Annotated in this window: 19 protein-coding genes; 9 read left to right on the top strand and 10 right to left on the bottom strand. The window is 69.9% G+C overall.

From position 1 onward, the window contains the following. Window positions 1–98 precede the first annotated feature (98 nt). Window positions 99–3134: an excinuclease ABC subunit UvrA gene (gene uvrA / locus OG972_RS30595; protein WP_266986910.1), complete on the bottom strand. Its 3036-nt coding sequence runs from the start codon at window positions 3132–3134 to the stop codon at window positions 99–101. A gap of 176 nt (window positions 3135–3310) precedes the next feature. Here uvrA and OG972_RS30590 point away from each other — a divergent pair, with 176 nt between their 5' ends. Together OG972_RS30590 and OG972_RS30585 are read left to right on the top strand one after the other, a co-directional pair. Continuing rightward, window positions 3311–4000: a maleylpyruvate isomerase family mycothiol-dependent enzyme gene (locus OG972_RS30590; RefSeq protein ID WP_266986908.1), complete on the top strand. Its 690-nt coding sequence runs from the start codon at window positions 3311–3313 to the stop codon at window positions 3998–4000. Window positions 4001–4010: 10 nt separating this feature from the next. Beyond that, the gene (locus tag OG972_RS30585; RefSeq protein ID WP_266986906.1) at window positions 4011–4667 is read left to right on the top strand and encodes an MBL fold metallo-hydrolase; all 657 of its coding nucleotides are present in this window, start codon (window positions 4011–4013) and stop codon (window positions 4665–4667) included. 47 nt (window positions 4668–4714) lie between these two features. Here OG972_RS30585 and OG972_RS30580 read toward each other — a convergent pair whose 3' ends face one another. From OG972_RS30580 to OG972_RS30560, 5 genes are all read right to left on the bottom strand, one after another. Continuing rightward, the gene (locus tag OG972_RS30580; protein ID WP_266986904.1) at window positions 4715–5707 is read right to left on the bottom strand and encodes a TerC family protein; all 993 of its coding nucleotides are present in this window, start codon (window positions 5705–5707) and stop codon (window positions 4715–4717) included. Between the two features lie 245 nt (window positions 5708–5952). Beyond that, a complete protein-coding gene (locus OG972_RS30575; protein WP_266986902.1) occupies window positions 5953–7941 on the bottom strand; it encodes a TerD family protein in 1989 nt (662 codons plus the stop codon). Window positions 7942–8088: 147 nt separating this feature from the next. Continuing rightward, window positions 8089–8667 carry a TerD family protein gene (locus tag OG972_RS30570; protein WP_266986900.1) on the bottom strand — a complete coding sequence of 193 codons (579 nt, stop codon included), beginning with the start codon at window positions 8665–8667 and terminating at the stop codon, window positions 8089–8091. Between the two features lie 128 nt (window positions 8668–8795). Beyond that, window positions 8796–10925: an excinuclease ABC subunit UvrB gene (gene uvrB, locus OG972_RS30565; protein WP_266986898.1), complete on the bottom strand. Its 2130-nt coding sequence runs from the start codon at window positions 10923–10925 to the stop codon at window positions 8796–8798. A 39-nt stretch (window positions 10926–10964) separates the two neighbouring features. Further along, window positions 10965–11852 carry an MHYT domain-containing protein gene (locus tag OG972_RS30560; protein ID WP_266986896.1) on the bottom strand — a complete coding sequence of 296 codons (888 nt, stop codon included), beginning with the start codon at window positions 11850–11852 and terminating at the stop codon, window positions 10965–10967. A 214-nt stretch (window positions 11853–12066) separates the two neighbouring features. Here OG972_RS30560 and OG972_RS30555 point away from each other — a divergent pair, with 214 nt between their 5' ends. From OG972_RS30555 to OG972_RS30545, 3 genes are all read left to right on the top strand, one after another. Then, window positions 12067–13008, top strand: coding sequence for a glycerophosphodiester phosphodiesterase family protein (locus OG972_RS30555; RefSeq protein WP_266986894.1), 942 nt, complete (start codon window positions 12067–12069; stop codon window positions 13006–13008). Window positions 13009–13065: 57 nt separating this feature from the next. Then, window positions 13066–13635, top strand: coding sequence for a methylated-DNA--[protein]-cysteine S-methyltransferase (locus OG972_RS30550; RefSeq protein ID WP_266986892.1), 570 nt, complete (start codon window positions 13066–13068; stop codon window positions 13633–13635). A 186-nt stretch (window positions 13636–13821) separates the two neighbouring features. Next, a complete protein-coding gene (locus OG972_RS30545; RefSeq protein ID WP_266990805.1) occupies window positions 13822–15018 on the top strand; it encodes an MFS transporter in 1197 nt (398 codons plus the stop codon). Window positions 15019–15146: 128 nt separating this feature from the next. Here OG972_RS30545 and OG972_RS30540 read toward each other — a convergent pair whose 3' ends face one another. After that, window positions 15147–15509: a cupin domain-containing protein gene (locus OG972_RS30540; protein WP_266986890.1), complete on the bottom strand. Its 363-nt coding sequence runs from the start codon at window positions 15507–15509 to the stop codon at window positions 15147–15149. A 239-nt stretch (window positions 15510–15748) separates the two neighbouring features. On the opposite strand from OG972_RS30540, the gene OG972_RS30535 reads away from it, so the two are divergent. Both OG972_RS30535 and OG972_RS30530 read left to right on the top strand, forming a co-directional pair. Further along, window positions 15749–16729, top strand: coding sequence for a pseudouridine-5'-phosphate glycosidase (locus tag OG972_RS30535; protein ID WP_266986888.1), 981 nt, complete (start codon window positions 15749–15751; stop codon window positions 16727–16729). Beyond that, on the top strand, window positions 16726–17622 hold the full coding sequence (locus OG972_RS30530) for a PfkB family carbohydrate kinase (protein ID WP_323135908.1): 897 nt from the start codon (window positions 16726–16728) through the stop codon (window positions 17620–17622). Before OG972_RS30535 ends, OG972_RS30530 begins: the two co-directional genes overlap by 4 nt. Window position 17623: 1 nt before the next feature. Here OG972_RS30530 and OG972_RS30525 read toward each other — a convergent pair whose 3' ends face one another. The 3 genes from OG972_RS30525 to OG972_RS30515 all read right to left on the bottom strand — a co-directional run bounded on the left by OG972_RS30525 (window position 17624) and on the right by OG972_RS30515 (window position 19856). Beyond that, window positions 17624–18271, bottom strand: a complete 648-nt coding sequence (locus OG972_RS30525; RefSeq protein WP_266986886.1) for a uridine kinase — start codon at window positions 18269–18271, stop codon at window positions 17624–17626. 283 nt (window positions 18272–18554) lie between these two features. Then, window positions 18555–19070, bottom strand: a complete 516-nt coding sequence (locus OG972_RS30520) for a cupin domain-containing protein (RefSeq protein ID WP_266986884.1) — start codon at window positions 19068–19070, stop codon at window positions 18555–18557. Between the two features lie 108 nt (window positions 19071–19178). After that, window positions 19179–19856 (bottom strand): winged helix-turn-helix transcriptional regulator, encoded by a 678-nt coding sequence (locus OG972_RS30515; RefSeq protein ID WP_266986882.1) that lies wholly within the window; start codon window positions 19854–19856, stop codon window positions 19179–19181. A gap of 85 nt (window positions 19857–19941) precedes the next feature. Between OG972_RS30515 and OG972_RS30510 the strand changes: the two genes are divergently transcribed. After that, window positions 19942–21153 (top strand): pyridoxal phosphate-dependent aminotransferase, encoded by a 1212-nt coding sequence (locus OG972_RS30510; protein WP_266986880.1) that lies wholly within the window; start codon window positions 19942–19944, stop codon window positions 21151–21153. Continuing rightward, a complete protein-coding gene (locus OG972_RS30505; protein WP_266986878.1) occupies window positions 21150–21803 on the top strand; it encodes a C39 family peptidase in 654 nt (217 codons plus the stop codon). The genes OG972_RS30510 and OG972_RS30505 overlap by 4 nt, the downstream gene beginning before the upstream one ends. The last annotated feature ends 69 nt before the right edge of the window (window positions 21804–21872 follow it).

Genomic DNA, 21872 nt, shown 5'->3' with positions numbered 1-21872 from the left:
GGCAGCTGAGCGTGGCCGGACTCGACCGGTCGGGGCTGCCCGCGAGGTGACGGTTCCCCGCCTGGCGGCCGGGATCCGTCACCTCGACGCGCGGCGCGTCAGGCCTTGCGTGCGCGGGTCGTCTTCTTCGCCGCAGCCGTCTTGGCCGGCTTGGCCGCCGCGCTTCCGTCGATATCCGTCTTGGCCGTCGCCGTCCTCCGTGCAGGGGACGACTTTGCGGCCACGGCTTTCTTCGCGGCCGTCCTCCGCACGGGCTTCCGCGCTGCGGGCACCGCCGCCTCGCTCACCCGGTCCGCGTCCAGGATGCCCTGGAGGAACTTGCCCGTGTGGCTCGCCGGGACCGTCGCGACCAGCTCCGGCGTACCCTCGGCGACCACCAGGCCACCGCCGTTGCCGCCCTCGGGACCCATGTCGATGACCCAGTCCGCGGTCTTGATGACATCGAGGTTGTGCTCGATGACGATCACCGAGTTGCCCTTGTCGACCAGTCCGGACAGCACCTTGATGAGTTTGCTGATGTCCTCGAAGTGCAGTCCGGTGGTCGGCTCGTCCAGGACGTAGACCGTGCGGCCGGTGGAGCGCTTCTGCAGCTCACTCGCGAGCTTCACGCGCTGCGCCTCACCGCCGGAGAGCGTCGGCGCGGACTGGCCGAGCCTGACGTATCCGAGGCCCACCTCGTGGAGCGTACGGAGATGGCGGGCGATCGTCGGGACGGCCTCGAAGAACTCCAGACCCTCCTCGATCGGCATGTCCAGCACCTCGGCGATCGACTTGCCCTTGTAGTGGACCTCCAGCGTCTCCCGGTTGTACCGCGCCCCGTGGCAGACCTCGCACGGGACGTACACGTCCGGCAGGAAGTTCATCTCGATCTTGATCGTGCCGTCGCCGGAGCAGTTCTCGCAGCGGCCGCCCTTGACGTTGAAGGAGAAGCGGCCCGGCAGATAGCCGCGCACCTTCGCCTCCATCGTCTCGGCGAACAGCTTGCGGACATGGTCGAAGACGCCGGTGTACGTCGCCGGGTTGGACCGGGGCGTACGGCCGATCGGCGACTGGTCGACGTGTACCACCTTGTCGACCAGGTCGTCGCCGTCGACCCGGGTGTGCCGCCCGGGGACCGACTTGGCACCGTTCAGCTCGCGCGCCAGGTGGGTGTAGAGGATGTCGTTGACCAGTGTCGACTTCCCCGACCCCGAGACTCCGGTGACGGCCGTGAGCACCCCGAGCGGGAAGGAGACGTCGATGTCCTGGAGGTTGTTCTCCCGGGCTCCGTGCACCGTGAGCCTGCGCGTCGGGTCGACCGGGCGCCGGATGTCGGGCATCGCGATGGCCTTCTTGCCGACCAGATACTGGCCGGTGATCGACTCTTCGTTGCCGAGCAGTTCCTTGAGCGAGCCGGAGTGGACCACCTTGCCGCCGTGCTCACCGGCGCCGGGGCCGATGTCGACGACCCAGTCGGCGACCTTGATGGTGTCTTCGTCGTGCTCGACGACGATGAGCGTGTTGCCCATGTCACGGAGCCGGACCAGCGTCTCGATCAGCCGGTGGTTGTCGCGCTGGTGCAGGCCGATGGACGGCTCGTCCAGCACGTACAGCACGCCGACGAGTCCGGAGCCGATCTGGGTGGCGAGCCGGATGCGCTGCGCCTCGCCGCCGGACAGAGTGCCTGCCGCGCGGTTCAGCGAGAGATAGTCGAGGCCGACGTCGACGAGGAACTTCAGCCGCTCGTTGACCTCCTTGAGCACCCGCTCGGCGATCTTCTTGTCGCGGGCGTTCAGCTTCATCCGGCCGAGGAATTCGGCGCACTCGCTGATGGACATCGCGGCGACCTGGGCGATGGACTTCTCCATCACCGTGACCGCGAGGACGATCGGCTTCAGCCTGGTGCCCTCGCAGGTCGGGCAGGGCACCTCACGCATGTAGCCCTCGAAGCGCTCCCTGCTGGAGTCGCTCTCGGCGTCGGAGTGCCGCCGCTTGACGAACTGCACCGCGCCCTCGAAGGCCGGGGTGGTGTACGCGCGCTCACGCCCGTACCGGTTGCGGTAGCGGACCTCGGTCTGGATCTTGTGGCCGAAGAGCAGGGCCTTCTTGGCCCGCTGAGGCAGCCCGGCCCATGGGATGTCCGTACGGAATCCGAGGGCTGCGGCGAGCGCGTCGATCTGCCGCCCGAAGTACTCCTTGGTGTGGCCGTGCGACCAGGGGTGGATCGCGCCCTCGTCGAGGGACTTCTCCTCGTCGGGGACGATCAGCTCCGGGTCGACCTCCATCCGCGTACCGATGCCCGTGCAGTCGGGGCAGGCGCCGAAGGGGGAGTTGAAGGAGAAGGAGCGCGGCTCCAGCTCTTCGAAGGAGAGGTCGTCGTACGGGCAGTAGAGGTGCTCGGAATACATCCGCTCACGCTCGGGGTCGTCCTCCGGGAGGTCGACGAAGTCGAGCACGACCATGCCGCCGGAGAGCCCGAGCGCGGTCTCGACCGAGTCGGTCAGCCGGCGCTTGGCGCTGTCCTTCACCGTGAGGCGGTCGATGACCACCTCGATGGTGTGCTTCTCCTGCTTCTTCAGCGTGGGCGGCTCGGAGAGGTGGATGGTCTCGCCGTCGACCCGGGCCCTGCTGTAGCCCTTGGTCTGCAGATCGGCGAAGAGGTCGACGAACTCGCCCTTGCGCTCGCGCACCAGCGGCGACAGCACCTGGAAGCGGCTGCCCTCGGGCAGGCCGAGCACCTTGTCGACGATGGCCTGCGGCGACTGGCGGGAGATGGGGCGAGAGCACTCGGGGCAGTGCGGCTTGCCGATCCGGGCGAAGAGCAGCCGGAGGTAGTCGTACACCTCGGTGATCGTGCCGACCGTCGAGCGCGGGTTGCGCGAGGTCGACTTCTGATCGATGGAGACGGCGGGCGACAGGCCCTCGATGAAATCGACGTCCGGCTTGTCCATCTGGCCGAGGAACTGCCGGGCGTACGAGGAGAGGGACTCCACGTATCGGCGCTGGCCCTCGGCGAAGATCGTGTCGAACGCGAGAGACGACTTGCCCGACCCGGAAAGCCCGGTGAAGACGATGAGGGAGTCGCGGGGAAGGTCGAGCGAGACGTTCTTGAGGTTGTGCTCGCGAGCGCCACGGACGATGAGACGGTCGGTCACGCCGGTCCGCACCTTTCTAGAGAGAAATGGGGGAACTGAGCCCCTGTCCCAGGGTATGGGGGGCGCCACAGCGGTGTACGAAGCTTTTCGACTCCGAGCGTATAGCACGCGCATTCGATTTACGGACGGTCGATGACTCCTTCACCCGAACGAGTGCCGAGGCTAGGCTCAGCCGCATGATTGATCACGCGCACGACCTGGCAGCCGTACGTGAAGCGACGGATCGACTGCTCAGCGCGACGGTGAAACTGGACGACGTCACCGCCGCCGAACCGTCACGGCTGCCCGGCTGGAGCCGGGGCCATGTCCTTGTACACCTTTCCCGTAACGCCGACGCGCTCGTAAATGTTCTCCAGGGCCGTCCTATGTACGCAGACAGCGAAACCCGCGATCGGGACATCGAGCGCGACGCACCCCGGCCGCTCACCGAACAGTTGGCCGACCTGCGCGAGAGCGCGGCCCGCTTCCTGGCCGCCGCCGCCGCGCCGGCCGACTGGTCCCGCACCATCACGATGCGCAACGGCGTGACCGACTCCGCCTCCCGGGTCCCCTTCCGCCGCTGGATCGAGGTCGATCTGCACCATGTCGACCTGGGGATTGGCTACGAGCTCGAGGACCTTCCGGACGAATTCGTGGCCCGTGAGATCGACTTCCTCGCGGAGCGGTTCGGCCGTCACCCGGAGGTCGTGTCCACGGGTCTGACCGCCGACGACGGCCGGTTCTGGACCACGGGTGGCGGCGCCGAGGGCCCGGCCGTCGCGGTCCGCGGCCCGGCGCCGGAGCTGCTCGGCTGGCTCGCCGGACGCCGCGACGGATCGGTCCTGAAGGTCGACGGCGGCCCTCTTCCCGTACTGCCGCCGCTATAGGCTGAGACGTATGACGTACAGCGGAACGGTCAAGGTCGGCGGACCTGCGGATGTACACGAGTTGACGGACCTGATGATCTCCAAGGTCGCCGTCGGCCCGATGAACAACAACGCCTATCTGCTGCGCTGCCGGGCCACCGGCGAGCAGCTCCTGATCGACGCGGCCGCCGAGGCCCCCACCCTGCTGCGGCTGATCGGTGACGACTCCATCGCGTCCGTCGTCACCACCCATCAGCACGGCGACCACTGGCAGGCGCTGGGCGAGGTGGTGGCGGCCACCGGTGCGCGTACCTATGCGGGGCGGTACGACGCCGAGGGCATTCCGGTCCCGACCGATGTGCTGGTAGACGACGACGACACGATCCGGGTGGGGCAGGTCACCCTGACCGCGCGCCATCTGGTAGGTCACACCCCGGGCTCCATCGCGCTGGTCTACGACGACCCGCACGGCGCCCCGCATCTGTTCACCGGGGATTGCCTCTTCCCCGGCGGGGTCGGCAATACCCGCAAGGACCCCGAAGCGTTCGCGAGCCTGCTCCATGACGTGGAGACCAAGCTCTTCGACGTGCTGCCCGACGAGACCTGGGTCTATCCGGGCCACGGCCACGACACGACGCTCGGCGACGAGCGTCCGCAGCTGCCCGAGTGGCGCGCACGCGGCTGGTGACATGAGAGTGCGGGTGAGCGGTTGCACCGCCCACCCGCACCGCCGCATCAGGCCTCGATGCGAGAACTCTCCTCCGTCTCACGGTCGGCCTCGGCCGCGGCCTGCTTCTTGTTGGCGATGAGGCTGGTGATCGTGGTGATCACCAGCACGCCGCAGATGACGCCGAGCGAGACCGGGATCGAGATCTCGGGGACATGCACCCCGGACTCGTGCAGGGCGTGCAGCACCAGCTTGACGCCGATGAAGCCGAGGATGACCGAGAGCCCGTAGCTGAGGTGGACCAGCTTCTTCAGCAGACCGCCGATGAGGAAGTACAGCTGCCGCAGCCCCATCAGGGCGAAGGCGTTGGCGGTGAAGACGATGTACGGGTCCTGGGTCAGCCCGAAGATCGCGGGGATGGAGTCCAGCGCGAACAGCACATCGGTGGTGCCGATGGCGAGCATGACGACCATCAGCGGGGTCAGGACGCGCTTGCCGTTGTTCCTGATGAAGAGCTTGGTGCCGTGGTACCTGTCGGCGACACCGAAGCGGCGTTCGATCGACTTGAGGAGGCGGTTCTCCTCGAACTCGTCCTCCTCCTCGTCGGCCCGCGCCTCCTGGATGAGCTTCCAGGCGGTGTAGATCAGGAACGCGCCGAAGATGTAGAAGACCCACGAGAAGTTGGCGATGACCGCGGCGCCCGCAGCGATGAAGATCGCTCGCAGAACCAGCGCGATCAGCACGCCGACCAGCAGCACGCGCTGCTGGAGATGGGACGGCACCGAGAACTTCGCCATGATCAGGACGAAGACGAAGAGGTTGTCCACACTGAGCGACTTCTCGGTGATGAAGCCGGCGAAGAACTCGCCCGATGCCTGGCTCTCGCCGAACACGAGCAGGCCGAGTCCGAAGAGTACGGCCAGCGCGATCCAGATGATCGTCCAGATTCCGGCTTCCTTGGTCGTCACGTCATGAGGCTTGCGCCCGATGAAGAAGTCGACGGCGATAAGGGCTGACAGACCAAGAATGGTCAGTGCCCAGAGGGTCCATGAAACGTCCACTGCGCCTCCGGCAGTTCGCTACGGCTACTGATCAGCGTCGTCGCTGCCGGAGGTCTCTTCCACCCTGGCGCACCGGGTGCGCGCCACGGGCCGACGCCCCGGGACCGGTCACAGTCCGTACTGACGGGCACGTCGCGTATGGGAGTACTCCCCTCCGTTCGAAGAACAGTACAGGGAATACCAAGAAAAGGTAAAGGCCAGTAAAAAGATCTTTCAAAAGCGCAGGTCAGGGATGGTCCGATGGGTCAAGGCCGCCCGCCACGACGAGCGGCGGCCACCTGGGCGAGCACGTTCTGCAGCACCCGGCTGCCGGGCGGAGTCCTCAGCGGCTCGTACGTCCAGGCGTGGCCGACCCAGGGATCGGCCAGGTGATCGTCGGCGACCGGGGTGATCCGCAGCAGGGAGCGCCAGAGCGGGTCGAGCACCGGCCCGTACGCGCTCGCGTCCTCCCGGTCCGCGACCATCAGCAGGTGGACGCCGACCGAGGGGCCCTCGTCCGCGAGGTAGCGCAGCTGGGTGACGGCCCGGTCGTCGAAGCCGTGCGGGAAGTCGTTGACGATCAACAACTGCTCGGCGGTGTCCAGGTCCGGCGGGAGCGCATCGGCGGCGCCGGCCCGGATCGCCATCTGCACGAGGTCGACGCGCCGGGTGAGGTGGGCGAGGACCGAGGCCACTCCTCCGGCGCCGGCGGCGGGCGCGGCAAGCACCCCGGAGTCGACCAGGGGCGCGAGCGCCGCTGCGGCCGAGCCCGCGGGGTCGATGACATGGACGGAGAACTCGTCCGCCGGGTAGACGGCGAGCAGCCGGGCCGCGTGCGCGACGGCGTTCTCCATGGCGAGGCGGCGGAGCTGGTCCGCACCGGTCAGGGCCGCCGCCTCGGAGGCTGTACGCCCGCTGTCGACCCAGATTCCGCGCTCCAGCGGCAGCCGTACGAGCAGCGGGATGCGCAGGCCGACGCTCTCGGGCAGATGGAGGTCACCGATCCGCAGGGCCATGGGGATCTCCATGGGGACGCGGTAGGCGTGCCAGACGGGGTTGTCCCAGCCCGCGTACGCGGCGGGGAGTGCGGGTTCGACGACGGCGGACTCGGCGGCGAGCTGGGCGAGATCGCGGTCGAGCGCCTCGCGGGCCCGGGCGGTCAGCTGGTCGCGCTTGGTGCGGGCCTCCTCGCGGGCCCGGTCGCCCGCTCCTCCGATCCGGTTGCGCGGGTCGGACAGGGCCCGGTCGAGCTCCTGGTCCATGCGGGACTCGGCGAAATCGACGGCGCTGCGGTAGGCGGCGGTGGTGCGGGCCAGATCCTCGAACATGCCCCAGACCTGGTTGTAGAGACGCTCCTCCATGGACCAGCCGGTCGCGTCCCCGGCGACGGGCCGGGCGGGCCGGCCCGGTTCGGCGGGCGGTGCGGTGGGCGGGGGTGGCGGGGGCGCCGCGGACTGGCGGCGCGGGTGTGCGTAGTTGATGGGGCCACTCGTGGCGGGACCCGGGGTGGGCCCCGCGGCGGGGACCGCGTCGCCTGCCGGTCGGGGCTGTGCGGGGCCGGGCAGCGGGGTGGCTGCCGGGGCCGGGTCGCCGATCGGTGCGGCGGGAGGTGTCGCGGGCGGCTGCTGGCCGGAGGCCGTGCCGGCGTGGCGGACCCGGTCGCCTTCCGGGGTGCGCGGCGGGGGCGGCGCCACCGAGCGGGCCACGCCCCGGGCGACCGCCTCATGGACCGACCGGGCCAGCTCCTGCGCACCGGACACCCCCTGGTCGGCGAGCATCGCGGCGAGACCGCCCGCATAGCCCTGGCCGACCGCGCGGACCTTCCAGGCGCCCTGGCGGCGGTAGAGCTCCAGGGCGGCGACCGCGGACTCGCTGTCGAGACCGGTGAGGGTGAAGGTGGCGATCTCGGTGCCTTCGAGGCCCGTGACAGCGACGAAGGGTGCGGCGACCGCACCGAAGCTGACCGGGCCACCGACGCCCATGGGCAGCGCCAGCAGCACGGTGACGCGGTGCACCGAGGCGGGCAGGGCGTCGAGGTCCACGGCGAGCCGGTGCTCGGCGGCGGCCTGCTTGGACACTTCGAGTCCGGGCAGCTGGGGCGAGCCCGGGTGGGCGATCCACTCGATGCCGTGCACCGTGCCCTGCTCGTCGCCGAGCGTGGCACCGGCCACGACGGGCGTACCGGCCGATACCCGGATCTCCAGACGGGTCTGGGGCAAGGTGTGGTTCTGCCCCCGGACCAGCTCGGCCGTCATTGCCCTGTCCCCTCGACGAGTTGATGCTGCGCGGTGCGCTGTCTGTCGGCGTGATGCCGCGGTGCGGTGCCATGCGGGACAGCTCCCGGCGGCCGTTGCCTCCGGGAGCTGCCCCTACCGATACGGACCCGAGCGGTCCGGCTGTGCCTACAGGTGCGGCAGGATCGCCGGCATCAGGTCCTGGAAGGTGCGGCCGTTGGCCGGGTTGCCGAGAGCGGTCATCTGCCACCCGGCGCCCACGCGGTGCACCTTGGCCATGATCTGGGCGGTGTACTGGCCGCCGCCGTCCAGCGTGTAGCGGGCGAGCTCCTGGCCGTTGGTCTCGTCGACGATGCGGCAGAACGCGTTCTGCACCTCCTGGAACGTCTGGCCGGTGAAGGAGTTCACCGTGAAGACGATCTGGTCGATGTGGACCGGCACCCGCTGCAGGTCGACGAGGATCGCCTCGTCGTCGCCACCGGAACCGGCGCCGCCGACCAGGTTGTCGCCGGTGTGCTTCACCGAGCCGTCGTCGCTGACGAGGTGACGGAAGAAGACCACGTCGACCGGCTGCTTGTCGGCGAACAGCACCGCCGAGGCATCCAGGTCGATCTCCCGTGTGCGCGAGCCGAACAGACCGCGGCGCGGCGCCGCCTGCCAGCCGAGCCCCATCCGTACCGCGGTCAGGGTCCCCCCGTCGCTCTTCTGCAGGTTGATGGCCTGACCCTTGGTCATGTTGACCGTCACGCGCTGTCCCCTCTCCGCTGCCCCGCACCCGTCCGTGCGGCTGCCCAGCACCCTACGCAGTCACGCCGAAGGCGCAGCAGCTTCGGAGCATTTTTGTGTCGGTCTTGCAACACACCGGCTGCGGTGGGTCAGGCGAGGCCCGCCTCCCGCATCTGGCGCAACTCCTTCTTCAACTCGCCCACCTCGTCGCGCAGTCGGGCGGCCACTTCGAACTGCAGGTCCGCGGCGGCCGCCCGCATCCGGTCGGTCATCTCCTCGATGATCCCGGCGAGCTCGGTGGCGGGCCGGTCCGTGACCACCGCGCCGGCCTTCTTGGCTCCGGCCGCCTTTCCCGCCTTGGCCGCCTTGCCACTGAGCGCGGGAACGGGTGCCTTGACGGCCTTCCCCTGGCGGTAGCCGGTGCCGAGCAGCTCCTCGGTGTCGATCTCCTCGCGGGCGATCGTCGCGACGATGTCGTTGATCTTCTTGCGCAGCGGCTGCGGATCGATCCCGCGCTCGGTGTTGTACGCGATCTGCTTCTCCCGGCGCCGGTTGGTCTCGTCGATGGCCTTCTCCATCGCCGGGGTGATCTTGTCCGCGTACATATGGACCTGGCCGGACACATTGCGGGCCGCGCGGCCGATGGTCTGGATGAGGGACGTCCCGGAGCGCAGGAAGCCCTCCTTGTCGGCGTCGAGGATGGCCACCAGGGAGACCTCGGGCAGGTCGAGGCCCTCGCGGAGGAGGTTGATGCCGACCAGGACGTCGTACTCCCCGGCGCGCAGTTCGCGGAGCAGCTCGATGCGGCGGAGCGTGTCGACATCGCTGTGGAGATAACGGACCTGGATGCCCAGCTCCAGGAAGTAGTCCGTGAGATCCTCGGACATCTTCTTGGTGAGGGTGGTGACCAGGACCCGCTCGTCCTTCTCGGTGCGCTTGCGGATCTCGTGCACCAGGTCGTCGATCTGGCCCTCGGTGGGCTTGACGACGACCTCCGGGTCGACGAGGCCGGTGGGGCGGATGATCTGCTCCACGAACCCGTCGCCGCGGGACAGCTCGTACTTGCCCGGGGTGGCGGAGAGATAGACGGTCTGACCGATCCGCTCCGTGAACTCCTCCCACCTCAGGGGGCGGTTGTCGAGGGCGGACGGCAGCCGGAAGCCGTGGTCGACGAGGCTGCGCTTGCGGGAGGCGTCACCCTCGTACATCGCGCCGATCTGCGGCACGGTGACATGCGACTCGTCGATGACGAGCAGGAAGTCCTCGGGGAAGTAGTCGAGGAGGGTGTTGGGGGCGGTGCCGGGCTCGCGGCCGTCCATGTGCATCGAGTAGTTCTCGATGCCGGAGCAGGTGCCGATCTGGCGCATCATCTCGATGTCGTACGTGGTGCGCATCCGCAGCCGCTGGGCCTCCAGCAGCTTGCCCTGTTTCTCCAGCTCGTCGAGGCGCTCCTGCAGCTCCCGCTCGATGCCGTTGACCGCCTTCTCCATGCGCTCCGGGCCCGCCACGTAGTGGCTGGCGGGGAAGACGTAGAGCTCGCGGTCCTCGCTGATCACCTCGCCGGTGAGCGGATGGAGGGTGGAGAGCGCCTCGATCTCGTCGCCGAACATCTCGATGCGGACGGCGAGCTCCTCGTAGACCGGGAAGATCTCGATGGTGTCGCCGCGCACCCGGAAGGTGCCACGGGTGAACGCGACGTCGTTGCGCGTGTACTGGATCTCTACGAAGCGGCGCAGCAGCTGGTCGCGGTCGATCTCCTCCCCCACCGTGAGCGGGACCATGCGGTCCACGTACTCCTGCGGCGTACCGAGGCCGTAGATGCAGGAGACCGAGGCGACCACGACGACGTCGCGGCGGGTGAGCAGCGAGTTCGTCGCGGAGTGGCGCAGTCGTTCGACCTCGTCGTTGATCGACGAGTCCTTCTCGATGTAGGTGTCCGACTGCGGGATGTACGCCTCGGGCTGGTAGTAGTCGTAGTACGAGACGAAGTACTCGACGGCGTTGTTGGGGAGCAGCTCGCGGAACTCGTTCGCCAGCTGGGCGGCGAGGGTCTTGTTCGGCGCCATCACCAGGGTGGGGCGCTGCAGCTTCTCGATCATCCAGGCGGTGGTCGCCGACTTACCGGTGCCGGTCGCGCCGAGCAGCACGACATCCTTCTCACCTGCCCGGATACGCCGCTCCAGGTCGGCGATGGCAGTGGGCTGGTCACCGCTGGGCTGGTAGGGACTGACGACCTCGAAAGGCGCCACCGAACGTTCGATCTTCGAAACGGGCCGCATGGAACCACGGTACGGCCCCCCACTGACAACCGGGGCCGGTCACCGGTCCCGGGGCCGCGGAGAGTCCCGGTGCTGCGACTGGAACGACGCCGGGTCGGCGTGGGTACCGAAGCGCGGGACCTGGCGCTGGGCGGGTATGCCGGGGGGCCGACCGGCGCCGACTCCGTTGCGGGGGTCGTCCCACTCCGGGGAGCCCAGCACCACCAGGGGATCGAACATCACGACCACCGCGGCGAGCAGGAGGAAGCAGGCCGGGCCGATCATCAGCGGGATCAGGGCCGAGGTCGGCCCGCTGTCGGTCACGGACTCCGCGACGGCCGCGGGGTGCAGATGAACACTGAGCGCGGCCATGCCCGTGTAGTGCATCCCGCTCACGGCCACGCCCATCACCACGCTGGCGCCGAGGCTGGGCAGGAAGCCGTGGATGGAGACCGCCGACCACAGTGCGGTCGTGGAGGCGACGACGGCGATGACGACGGAGAGCGAAACGGTGAGCGTGTCGTACTCGAGCTGTCCCTCGAGGCGCATGCCGGCCATGCCGAGATAGTGCATGGTGGCCACGCCGAGTCCGGTGATGGTGCCGCCGGTGACCAGGGCCATGGGGGTGGCGCCCCGATAGCCGACGATGAAGATGCCGATACCGACCATGACGATCGCGATGGCCAGGCTGGCGAACGTGATCGGGGTGTCGTAGCCGATCGACGTCTCGTCGACGCTGAAGCCCATCATCGCGATGAAGTGCATCGTCCAAATGCCGGAGCCGATGGAAGTGGCCCCGAGGGCGAGCCAGCCGGCCTTGAAGGAACGCTCGGTGCGCAGCGACCGCGTCGTGCAGCGCAGCCCGAGGGCAGCGCCGAGGCACGCCATGAGGAACGCCGCGATGGGCGTCACCACTCCATAGCTGAAACCGTCGATTGTGCCCTGCATGCTCGTACGCCCTTCGAGGAAGCCCGGGTTCGGGGTGACCCTAGGGCGCAAGTCTCGGCAAACAAACAGAAGAGCTGCATTTTATCGACTCGGAAACCGGCCCGTGACCCCGTCCTGCCTGCCGCGTTCACGTGATGGCCATCCTTCGCCCGCCCCTCGTCGGGAGACGGCTGTCACAGTCGGCCCGTCCGTCGCTCTGCCGCAAGGAGTACACGTGCACGCACGCACCGCAACCGTCTCCCTCGCCGCCGCCCTGCTGGGCGTCGGTGCGCTGCTGCTTCCCACCCCCCGTTCACCGGCCACGGACACCGGCTCGGCCACGGGAACGGAGACAGTGACCGGCATCCGGACGGTCGGCGCGCAGGCCGGCGGGAGGTCCACCGCCGCCCCGGTCGTCTTCGCCCACCGGGGTGCCTCGGCGTACGCGCCGGAGAACACCCTGGCCGCCGTCGACAGGGCCGACCGTCTCGGCTTCGACTGGGTGGAGAACGATGTCCAGCTCACCAGGGACGGTGTGCCGGTCGTCATCCACGACACCGATCTGAAGCGGACCACCGACGTCGAGGACGTCTTCCCTGACCGTGCGCCGTGGGCGGTCAAGGACTTCACGGCCTCGGAGATCGCCCGGCTGGACGCGGGCAGCTGGTTCGGTGCGCGGTACACCGGGACCCGGGTCCCCACGCTCACGCAGTACCTGGACCGGATCGGGCGCAACCGGCAGAAGCTGCTGCTGGAGATCAAGAGCCCAAAACTCTATCCGGGCATCGAGAAGGAGACCCTGCGGGTGCTGCGCCGGGCCGGGTGGCTCGACCGCGATCACGTCAGGAGCCGACTCGTGATCCAGAGCTTCGACGCGGGCAGTCTGAAGAAGGTCCATCAGCAGCGTCCGGACATCACCACCGGCTTCCTCGGCACCCCGGCGATCGCCGATCTGACGTCGTACGCGGCGTTCACCGACCAGATCAACCCGTCGTACACGTCGATCGACGCCGACTACGTCGCCGCCGTGCACGCGCTGAAGGGCGCACACGGCAAGAAGCTGAGGGTCGACACCTGGACGGTCAACGATGCGGCGACCGCCGTGAAGGTGGACCTCCTCGGCGTGGACGGGATCATCACCAACACCCCCGACGTGGTGCGCGAGGCCACCGGCTGACGACCGGAGGGAGCATCGCGCCCCCCGTTGTCAGTGGCCGGCCGTACGGTGGATTCCATGAACAACAACGGGGGTGCCGACGGCGGCGATGCCGGCGGCAGGGTCGAGTGGGCCGTCGTCGGGAGCGACATCGGGCCGCTGCTGCTTGCCGCGACCGACGCGGGGCTGGTGAGCGTGGTCTTCCACGCCGGGCCCGCCGTGCGGGACAGGGCGGTCGGGCTGTTGCGCACCCGTCTCGGGACGGAGCCGGTGGAGGCGCCCGGTTCCGGGCGCCTCACCGAGCCGATACGCCAGCTCGTGGAGTACTTCGCCGGTTCGTTGCGGGAGTTCTCGCTCGATCTGGACTGGTCGCTCACCTCAGGCTTCAACCGCCAGGTGCTCCGCGAGCTGGCGACGGGCGTGCCGTACGGAACGGTCGTCGGGTACGGGGATCTCGCCGCGCGGGTGGGGCAGTCGGGGGCTGCGCAGGCGGTCGGGGCGGCCATGGGGTCCAACCCGCTGCCCGTGGTGGTGCCCTGCCACCGGGTGGTGGAGAGCGACGGCGGACTCGGCGGGTTCGGCGGCGGCCTGGAGACCAAGCGGCAGCTGCTGGCGCTGGAAGGAGTTCTGCCGCAGCCGCTGTTCTGAGCCGGCGTGCCCCGACCGGCCCAGAACCCGTTTTCTTACCCACGTGCGAGCTGGCACACTCCGTCAGTGACCAACACCCTCGATGCACCTGACTCCCCCAGCGGACCCGGCGAACCAGGCGGGCCCACCGGGGCGGCACCCGTCACGGCGGCGGAGCTGCCCGCTCTTCGGCGCAGGACGTCCGCAGTGCTGATCGCCTCTCAGATCCTCGGCGGCCTCGGTGTGCCCATCGGTATCGCCCTGGCCCCCGTGCTGGCAACACAGGTGAGCGGCTCCGAGGCACTGTCGGGTCTCGCGCCGACCGCGTCGGTGACCGGCACGGCGCTGCTGTCGTTGCCGCTGGCCGCGCTGATGACCTCGCGGGGCCGACGCCCCGGCCTCGTTCTCGCGTATCTGATCGGAGCGCTGGGCGCGGGGCTGGTGGTCGTGGCCGCCGTGGTGGGCAGTTTCCCGTTGCTGCTGCTCGGCATGGCCGGGTTCGGTGCCGGTTCGTCGGCCAATCTGCAGGCGCGGTTCGCCGCCGCCGACCTGGCCGAGCCGGACCGTCGCGGCCGCGCGATCTCCACCGTCATCTGGGCCACCACGATCGGTTCGGTCCTCGGCCCCAACATTGCGGCTCCGGCGGGCCGGGTCTTCCGGTCCACCTCCATACCCGAGACGGCCGGACCGTTCCTCTGGGCTGCCGGGATCTTCCTGCTCGCCGCGGTAGTGGTCGCGGTGCTGCTGCGGCCCGATCCGCTGCTCACCGCGCGTGCGCTGGCCCCGCAGGACAGCCGCTCCGCGGGCGGCCGTTCGCTGCGGGCGGGCATCGCGGCGGTGCGGGCCTCGCCGATGGCCCGGCTGGCGCTGGTGACGGTGGCCGGATCGCACACCGCGATGGTGTCGATCATGGTGATGACCCCGGTCGACCTGGGCCACCACGGCGCGGACCTGCAGCTGATCGGCCTGGTCATCAGCGGCCACATCGCGGGCATGTACGCGTTCTCACCGGTGATGGGCTGGCTCTCCGACCGCTTCGGACGGCTCGCCGTGATCGGTCTGGCCGTCGGGCTGCTGTCCTGCGCAGCGCTGCTGGCCGGCACGGCCGGTCCCAGTCATGGCCAGACGGCCGCCGGCCTGTTCGTACTCGGGCTCGGCTGGTCGGCGGGTCTGGTGGCCGGTTCGGCGCTCCTCACCGACTCCGTGCCGCAGCCCGCCCGCGCCGCCGTGCAGGGTTTGTCGGACCTGACCATGAACACGGCTGCGGGCATCGGCGGCGCGGTCGCCGGGGTGGTCGTCTCCCAGGCGGGTTACGGCTGGCTGAACGCGGCCGGCGCCTGTCTGTTGCTGCCGATGGCGGCGCTGGCGCTGCGCCGGGCGCTGTCCCGGCCCGCCACCACCTGACCGGACCGCGGCACCGGACCGCGGCACCGGACTGCGGGACCGGGCCGCGGGACCGGACCACTTGACCGGGCCGCGGGACCTGGGAGCGGCACCGGACCGCAGGCGCCCGCCGGGCAGGCGCCGGGCGCTCAGAGGCTGATGTGGTAGGCCTTGCGCAGTGTCTCGTGCACGGTCCACGTCGTACGGTCGCCCTCGCGCAGGACGCAGGCGTCCCCCGGGCCGATCTCCAGCGTCTCGCCGTCCTCGACCGCGACGGTCGCACGCCCGCTGACGACGACGAACAGCTCGTTGGCCTCGGTGTCGGTGACCACGCCGGGCGTGATCTGCCAGATCCCCCGCAGCTGCTTGCCGTCCGGCGACTCCCAGAGCACCTTGCCGGTCACCACGGGCTCGCCCGAGACGATCTGCGCGGGGTCGAGCGGTTCCGGTTCGAGGTCGGCGTCCGGGATGTGCACGGCGAAGGAGGCGGGAACTTGATCAAGTGTGGTCATGGTCGGTCACCCTAGCGACCGCGTCGGAACGTCGTGCCACCAGGACCGACTGGAAGAAGGCCGGCCGGTCCTCCTCGTGCGGGTGCGCCGCCCGGCTGCCGCGGTGGTGTCGACGTGGTGCTCATGGCGTGCACGACGGCGTCGAACGACGCGTCGCGGAAGGGAAGGGCCCACAGCCGATGGCTGTTCGGCTCCCGGGACACGTTTGAGGTCGGACCGCCCGCGACAGGGATGTGGACATGTCACCGAACGCGCCGCACCGCGCCCACCCGTACGCACCGGCCCTCTCCACCGAGGTACGGGAAGCTCTCGCCGCGCACCGCCCCGTCGTGGCACTGGAGTCGACGATCATCGCGCACGGTCTGCCGCGACCCCGGAATCTACGGGTCGCGGAAGAGCTGGAAGAGCTCGTACGGTCCGCGGGGGCGGTCCCCGCGACGATTGCCGTACTGAACGGCAGGGCCCATGTCGGCCTGGACAAGTCCGAGTTGGAGCGGGTCGCCGAGGATCCGACGATGCGCAAGCTCGGACACCGGGACCTCGCTCCGGCGCTGGCGGCGGGAGCGAGCGGGGCGACGACCGTGTCCGCGACAGCGTTCCTCGCGGCCCGCGCCGGGCTGCGCGTCTTCGCGACGGGCGGCCTCGGCGGTGTACACCGGGAGTGGACCGAGACCCAGGACGAGTCCGCGGATCTCCGGCTGCTCGCACGGACCGACATCACCGTGGTGTGCGCGGGCGTGAAGTCGATCCTGGACGTCCCCGCGACACTGCAGCGCCTGGAGACACTCGGGGTCGGAGTGCTCGGCTACCGCACAGAGCACTTCCCCGGCTTCTATCTCAGCAGTTCGGGGGAGCCGGTGGACTGGACGGTGCGTACGCCCGAGGATGTCGCGGAAGTGATGCGGGCCGGGGACACGCTCGGCGGTCCCCCCGCGGCTCTGATCGTCGCCAACCCCGTACCGCAGAAGGACCAGCTGGATCCCGCCCTGCACGACCGCGTACTGGCCCAGGCGCTGGACGCGTGCCGGGAGCACGGCATCACGGGCCAGGCCGTCACACCCTTCCTGCTCGACCATCTGATGCGGCAGACCGAAGGGGCGTCGCTGGACGCCAACGTGGCGGCGGTGCGCGGAAACGTATCGCTTGCGGCGCGGATCGCCATCGCCTGGGCCACGGTCCAGGAGGGACCGTCGGCGCGGGACTCGGCAGGATCCCAGTGACCGGCGGCGGCCTGCTCGTCGTCGGGGACGTGGTCACAGATGTGGTGGCCCGGCATGTCTCGCCACTCGTCCACGGCACGGACACGGCGGCCCGGATCAGCACGCTGCCGGGCGGGGCCGGCGCCAATGCCGCCTGCTGGGCGGCGCGTTCGGGCTGCCGGGACGTGCGACTGGTGGCACGGGTGGGCGCGGACTCCGCGGCCTGGCACGAGGATGCGCTGCGGCGGGCGGGGGTGCGTCCTCTGCTGGTGGTGGACGACGGAGCGCCGACCGCCACCGTCGTCGCGCTCGTCGATTCCGCGGCCGAACGCACCTTCCTCACCGACAGCGGCGCCGTGCTGCGCCTCTGCCCCGCCGACTGGTCGCCGTCCCTGCTCGACGGCGTCGCGCATCTGCATCTGTCCGGCTATCTCCTCTTCGCCGCGACGAGCCGCGCGACGGCCCTGCTCGCCCTGCGGGAGGCCCGGCGGCGGAACATCCCGGCGAGCGTGGATCCAGCCTCCGCGGGCTTCCTCGCCGAACTCGGCGTCGACACGTTCCTGACGGCAGTGGAGGGAGCGGAGCTGCTGCTGCCGAACGCGGACGAGGCCCGGCTGCTCACCGGACTCCCCGAACCGGCCGACGCCGCCGCCAAGCTGAGCCTGATGTTCCCTCGGGTCGTCGTCACCCTGGGCGAGGAAGGCGCCCTGCTCGCCGCCGGAGGGACGGTGACCGGACGTGTTCCGGCCGTTCCGGTGCGCGCAGCGGTGGACTCCACCGGGGCGGGCGACGCGTTCACCGGAGGGTTCCTCGCGGCGCGGCTGGCAGGGGCGGACGAGGCCACGGCCGCGGCGGCGGGCTGCCGATCGGGGGCCGAGGCGGTCGGAACGGTCGGCGGCCGACCCGGCGGGTGACCTACCCGCCCCCGGGCAGCCCGGTCCAGGCGGGGTGGAGCGGATCGTCGGCCCGGACGACCGCGTTCGCACGCCCGGCGGGCTCCACCTCCTCCTCGTACCGCGCGAAAGCGGGCAGAGTCCACCGCTCGCTCTCCTCGGTGCGCCGCCGCAGCGCACCCGGCGAGAGCCGCAGATGGAGACTCAGGTCGAACGGGAACCAGTGCCCGAGCAGCAATGGCCCGTGCATCACCAGAACACCGCCCTCAGGAAGGTGTTGATACGGGCTGCGGGTGGCCCGGTCCGTCACCGGGTCCCACAGATCGGGCAGCACCCGCCCGCTGCCGCCCGCCTCCAGCGGCCCGAGGACCTCACGCCAGAGGGCTCCCGTGTCGAACCAGCTGTCGACGTACGAGTCGGGGTCCTGCTTGCCGTACTCGTAGCGCAGGCTCGCCGGGCGCAGGAACCCCTCGGTGGACACGACGAGCACGGCGCGGCCACGGATCCTCAGCTCCTGCGCGACACGCTCGGCCAGCTCCCCGGTGCGGGCGGCCGGAGCGCCGTCGACGCCGACCTTGAGCCACGGCCCACCGTCGGACGGCTTCAGCCCGTCGGCGTACCCGGCAAAGGTTTCGGCCAGCCGTTCCCAGGTGATCGCTTCGAATCGCACCCGACCATCATCGCCCCAGGATCGGTGCGTCAGCGTCGGCCGTCCCACCAGCGGGGTGCCTCGTCGTCGGGTACGTCGGGCTCGCGAAGTGGAACGGGACGCCGAACCGCTCGGCGAGCGCGTGCCGCCTCACCGCTCCCCATTCCGCCGATCAGGAAGGCCGCGAGGACAACCTTCTCCCACGGTGTCGTCAGAACGACCGTCAGCACCATTCGCGGGCGTACGGGCAGACGCTCGCCGACCGACCGCCGGCGACGGAGGTGGGCAAGCGTCTCGCGCCACGTCACTTCTTCGCGTCGCAGTCCACCGCATCGGCGTCGTCGGAGAGTGCACTGCCCTCGGGCAGCAGATAGGTCACCCAGAGCACGACCGGCTCGCTGCCCAGGTTACGTCCGATGTGGGGGCGATGGGCGCCGGACGGCTCGATGAAAGACGTGCCCGCGGCCATCACCTCGACCGAGCAGTCGTCCAGTGTGCGCGTCAGCGTCCCCGACTGGACGACGGCGATCACCTGACCGCTGTGGGTGTGCCAGCCGGTGGAGCCGCCGGGCTCCACGGTGATCGTCCGGAAGGTCACATCCGTCCGGCCCTTCGGCGTCTTGACCTTCAGCTTCCCGGTCGACGTTCCCTTCGCGACCACCGTGCCGCTCACCCCGCTGCCGGGCGCGGCCATGGCCGCCGACGGTAAGAGGCCGAGCGCGGCCACACAACCACCACCGACCAGGGCCTTGCCGAGTCGCACCTGCTGCCCGTGCTGGTCCTGCCGTTCCTGCCGTTCCCGTTGCCTGCCTATTCTCATGCGAACCCTCTCGGCATCGACGTAGACATCCCAAATGCCCCCACGCTACCCGGGAGTTGATACGCGGAATCATTCGGACACGACGGTCATGCGACAGTCACATGCCAGTCATTCACCCCGAAGCTCTCCGGCCAGCGGACCCTCGCCCACGACCTCGACGCGCCCGTCCTTCACGGCCTCGGCGAGCGTGAATTCGCCTCGCCCGAGCGCGAGACAGACCTCGTCGTCGAGCACGATCCGGGCATCCGCGTGAGCGGCGGGTCCGTCCCCGTACACCCCCGCACCGTCGAGCGGCCCACTCGATCCGCCCACGCGCACGTGGAACTCCCCCTCATCGAGTCGGACTTCGACGACTCCCGCGTGGGTCAGCGCGTCCAGCGCACGGAGCAGCGGCAGCGCGAACCAGTGTGCCCGCACCGCATCCGTCGGCCGCCGATCGCCGATCGCCGGCGCGCCCCACTCGGCGAGCGCGGCGAGGACCGGCAGCAACCCGTGGCCGCGCTCGGTCAGTTCGTACACCGACGCGGCGGCGGGCGGCGGCAGCCTGCGGCGGGTGACCAGGCCGCCCTGCTCCATGTCCTTGAGCCGGGACGCGAGGACGTCCGTGCTGACGCCGGGAAGGTCGGCGTGCAGATCGGTGTAGCGGCGTGGCCCCGCCAGCAGTTCACGGACGATCAGCAGGGTCCAGCGGTCCCCCACGGAGTCGAGGGCCCGGGCGGTGGCGCAGAACTGGTCGTAACTCCGGCGGCGCACGGGGCGTGCGAGTGGCTGCTGCTGACGTGGCATGCGACGCAGTCTAGACATGTTGTTGGACTTTCCAAGCCCAGGCTTGGTAAAACCAAGTATCGCAATCGGGTCGGGGAGGCACCGCATGGAATTCCGGCAGTCCAGCAAGCTCAACGAGGTCTGTTACGAGATCCGGGGCCCGGTCATCGAGCACGCCAACGCCCTGGAGGAGGCGGGCCACAGCGTGCTCCGCCTCAACACGGGCAACCCCGCACTCTTCGGATTCGAGGCGCCGGAGGAGATCGTCCAGGACATGATCCGGATGCTCCCGCAGGCCCACGGCTACAGCGATTCGCGCGGCATCCTCTCCGCCCGCCGCGCGGTGGCGCAGCGCTACCAGGCGATGGGGCTGACCGATGTCGGGGTGGACGACATCTTCCTCGGCAACGGGGTGTCCGAGCTGATCTCCATGTCCGTACAGGCGCTGCTGGAGGACGGCGACGAGGTGCTGATCCCGTCGCCCGACTATCCGCTGTGGACCGCGGTGGTCACCCTCGCCGGCGGCAAGGCCGTGCACTACACCTGCGACGAGGCGTCGGACTGGAATCCGGACCTCGCCGACATGGCATCGAAGATCACCGAACGTACCAAGGCCGTCGTGATCATCAACCCGAACAACCCGACCGGCGCCGTCTATCCGCGCGAGATCCTGGAAGGCATCCTCGACCTGGCACGCAGGCACGGTCTGCTGGTCCTCGCCGATGAGATCTACGACCAGATCCTGTACGACGACGCCGAGCACCACAGCGTGGCAGTCCTCGCCCCCGACCTGGTCTGTCTCACCTTCAGCGGCCTGTCGAAGACGTACCGGGTGGCGGGGTTCCGCTCCGGCTGGATGGTGGTGTCCGGCCCGCAGCAGCACGCCCGCAACTATCTGGAGGGCCTGACGATGCTCGCCTCCATGCGGCTGTGCCCGAACGCCCCCGCGCAGTACGCCATCCAGGCCGCGCTCGGCGGCCGGCAGTCCATCCGGGAACTGGTGGCTCCGGGCGGCAGGCTGTACGAGCAGCGCAACCGGGCCTGGGAGAAGCTCAACGAGATCCCCGGAGTGTCGTGCGTGAAGCCGAAGGGCGCGCTGTACGCGTTCCCGCGCATCGATCCCAAGGTGCACAACATCGTCGATGACGAGAAGTTCGTCCTCGATCTGCTGCTGCGGGAGAAGATACAGGTGGTTCAGGGCACGGGCTTCAACTGGCCGCGTCCCGACCACTTCCGGATCCTGACCCTCCCTTACGCCGACGATCTCGACGCGGCGATCAGCCGCATCGGCCGCTTCCTGAACGGATACCGCCAGTGACCTGCCCCACCTGCCGGTTCGCCGTCCATACGCAGTTCGCCTCGCCCGAACTCGTGGGCCGGATCGTCGAGGGCGGACTCGATCCGGCCGCCGACCCGGGCTGGGCGGACTCGGGGGCTGAATCGCCCGCCGAGTACGCGCGCTGGGCAGGTCACCTGTGCGGTGTGACCTGTCTGCGCATGGCGCTCGGTACCGGCGCCCCTCGGCTGTTCGCCCTGCGTGACGGAGCGCTCAAGTACGGCGCGTACACGGAGGATGCCGAGGGGGCGATCCGGGGCCTGGTCTACGCGCCCTTCGCACAGTACGTGCGGGAGGTGCACGGCGTCGATGCCACCGTCCACCGCCACCTGTCGACGGACGAGATCGTGGCCCTGCTGGACGAGGGGCGGACGGTGATGGCGTCGGTGCACTACGGGATCCGGCATCCGGAGCGGCCGGCTCCGGGCCGGGGCGGTCATCTGGTGTTGCTGACGTCCCGTACGCCGGACGGCGACGGGGTCCACTTCCACAACCCGTCGGGCACGACGGCCACGACGCGGGCCGCGGAACTGCCCCTGCCCGACTTCGAGCGGTTCTTCGCCGGGCGCGGGGTATCGCTCGCCGACGGAACGCGGCAGGGATCGGAAACGGGAGCGGACCCGGGGGCGTAGCCGGCCCCCGGGCCCTGAGTGATGCCGCCCATTCGGCACGCCGGCACTTTTAAGAGCCCGGGTCAGTCG

Origin of the sequence: Streptomyces sp. NBC_01669, assembly GCF_026339735.1 — a bacterium.
Lineage (GTDB): Bacteria > Actinomycetota > Actinomycetes > Streptomycetales > Streptomycetaceae > Streptomyces > Streptomyces yanii.
Note: the sequence above shows the minus strand (reverse complement) of the source record. Positions and strands in the feature narration are given on the sequence as shown.

Excerpts from the sequence above, each read along its gene's own strand:
- OG972_RS30590 (WP_266986908.1), top strand. The coding sequence starts at position 3,311 with ATGATTGATCACGCGCACGACCTGGCAGCCGTACGTGAAGCGACGGAT.
- OG972_RS30585 (WP_266986906.1), top strand. The coding sequence starts at position 4,011 with ATGACGTACAGCGGAACGGTCAAGGTCGGCGGACCTGCGGATGTACAC.
- OG972_RS30575 (WP_266986902.1), bottom strand. The coding sequence starts at position 7,941 with ATGACGGCCGAGCTGGTCCGGGGGCAGAACCACACCTTGCCCCAGACC.
- uvrB (WP_266986898.1), bottom strand. The coding sequence starts at position 10,925 with ATGCGGCCCGTTTCGAAGATCGAACGTTCGGTGGCGCCTTTCGAGGTC.
- OG972_RS30560 (WP_266986896.1), bottom strand. The coding sequence starts at position 11,852 with ATGCAGGGCACAATCGACGGTTTCAGCTATGGAGTGGTGACGCCCATC.
- OG972_RS30550 (WP_266986892.1), top strand. The coding sequence starts at position 13,066 with ATGAACAACAACGGGGGTGCCGACGGCGGCGATGCCGGCGGCAGGGTC.
- OG972_RS30540 (WP_266986890.1), bottom strand. The coding sequence starts at position 15,509 with ATGACCACACTTGATCAAGTTCCCGCCTCCTTCGCCGTGCACATCCCG.
- OG972_RS30535 (WP_266986888.1), top strand. The coding sequence starts at position 15,749 with ATGTCACCGAACGCGCCGCACCGCGCCCACCCGTACGCACCGGCCCTC.
- OG972_RS30520 (WP_266986884.1), bottom strand. The coding sequence starts at position 19,070 with ATGAGAATAGGCAGGCAACGGGAACGGCAGGAACGGCAGGACCAGCAC.
- OG972_RS30515 (WP_266986882.1), bottom strand. The coding sequence starts at position 19,856 with ATGCCACGTCAGCAGCAGCCACTCGCACGCCCCGTGCGCCGCCGGAGT.
- OG972_RS30510 (WP_266986880.1), top strand. The coding sequence starts at position 19,942 with ATGGAATTCCGGCAGTCCAGCAAGCTCAACGAGGTCTGTTACGAGATC.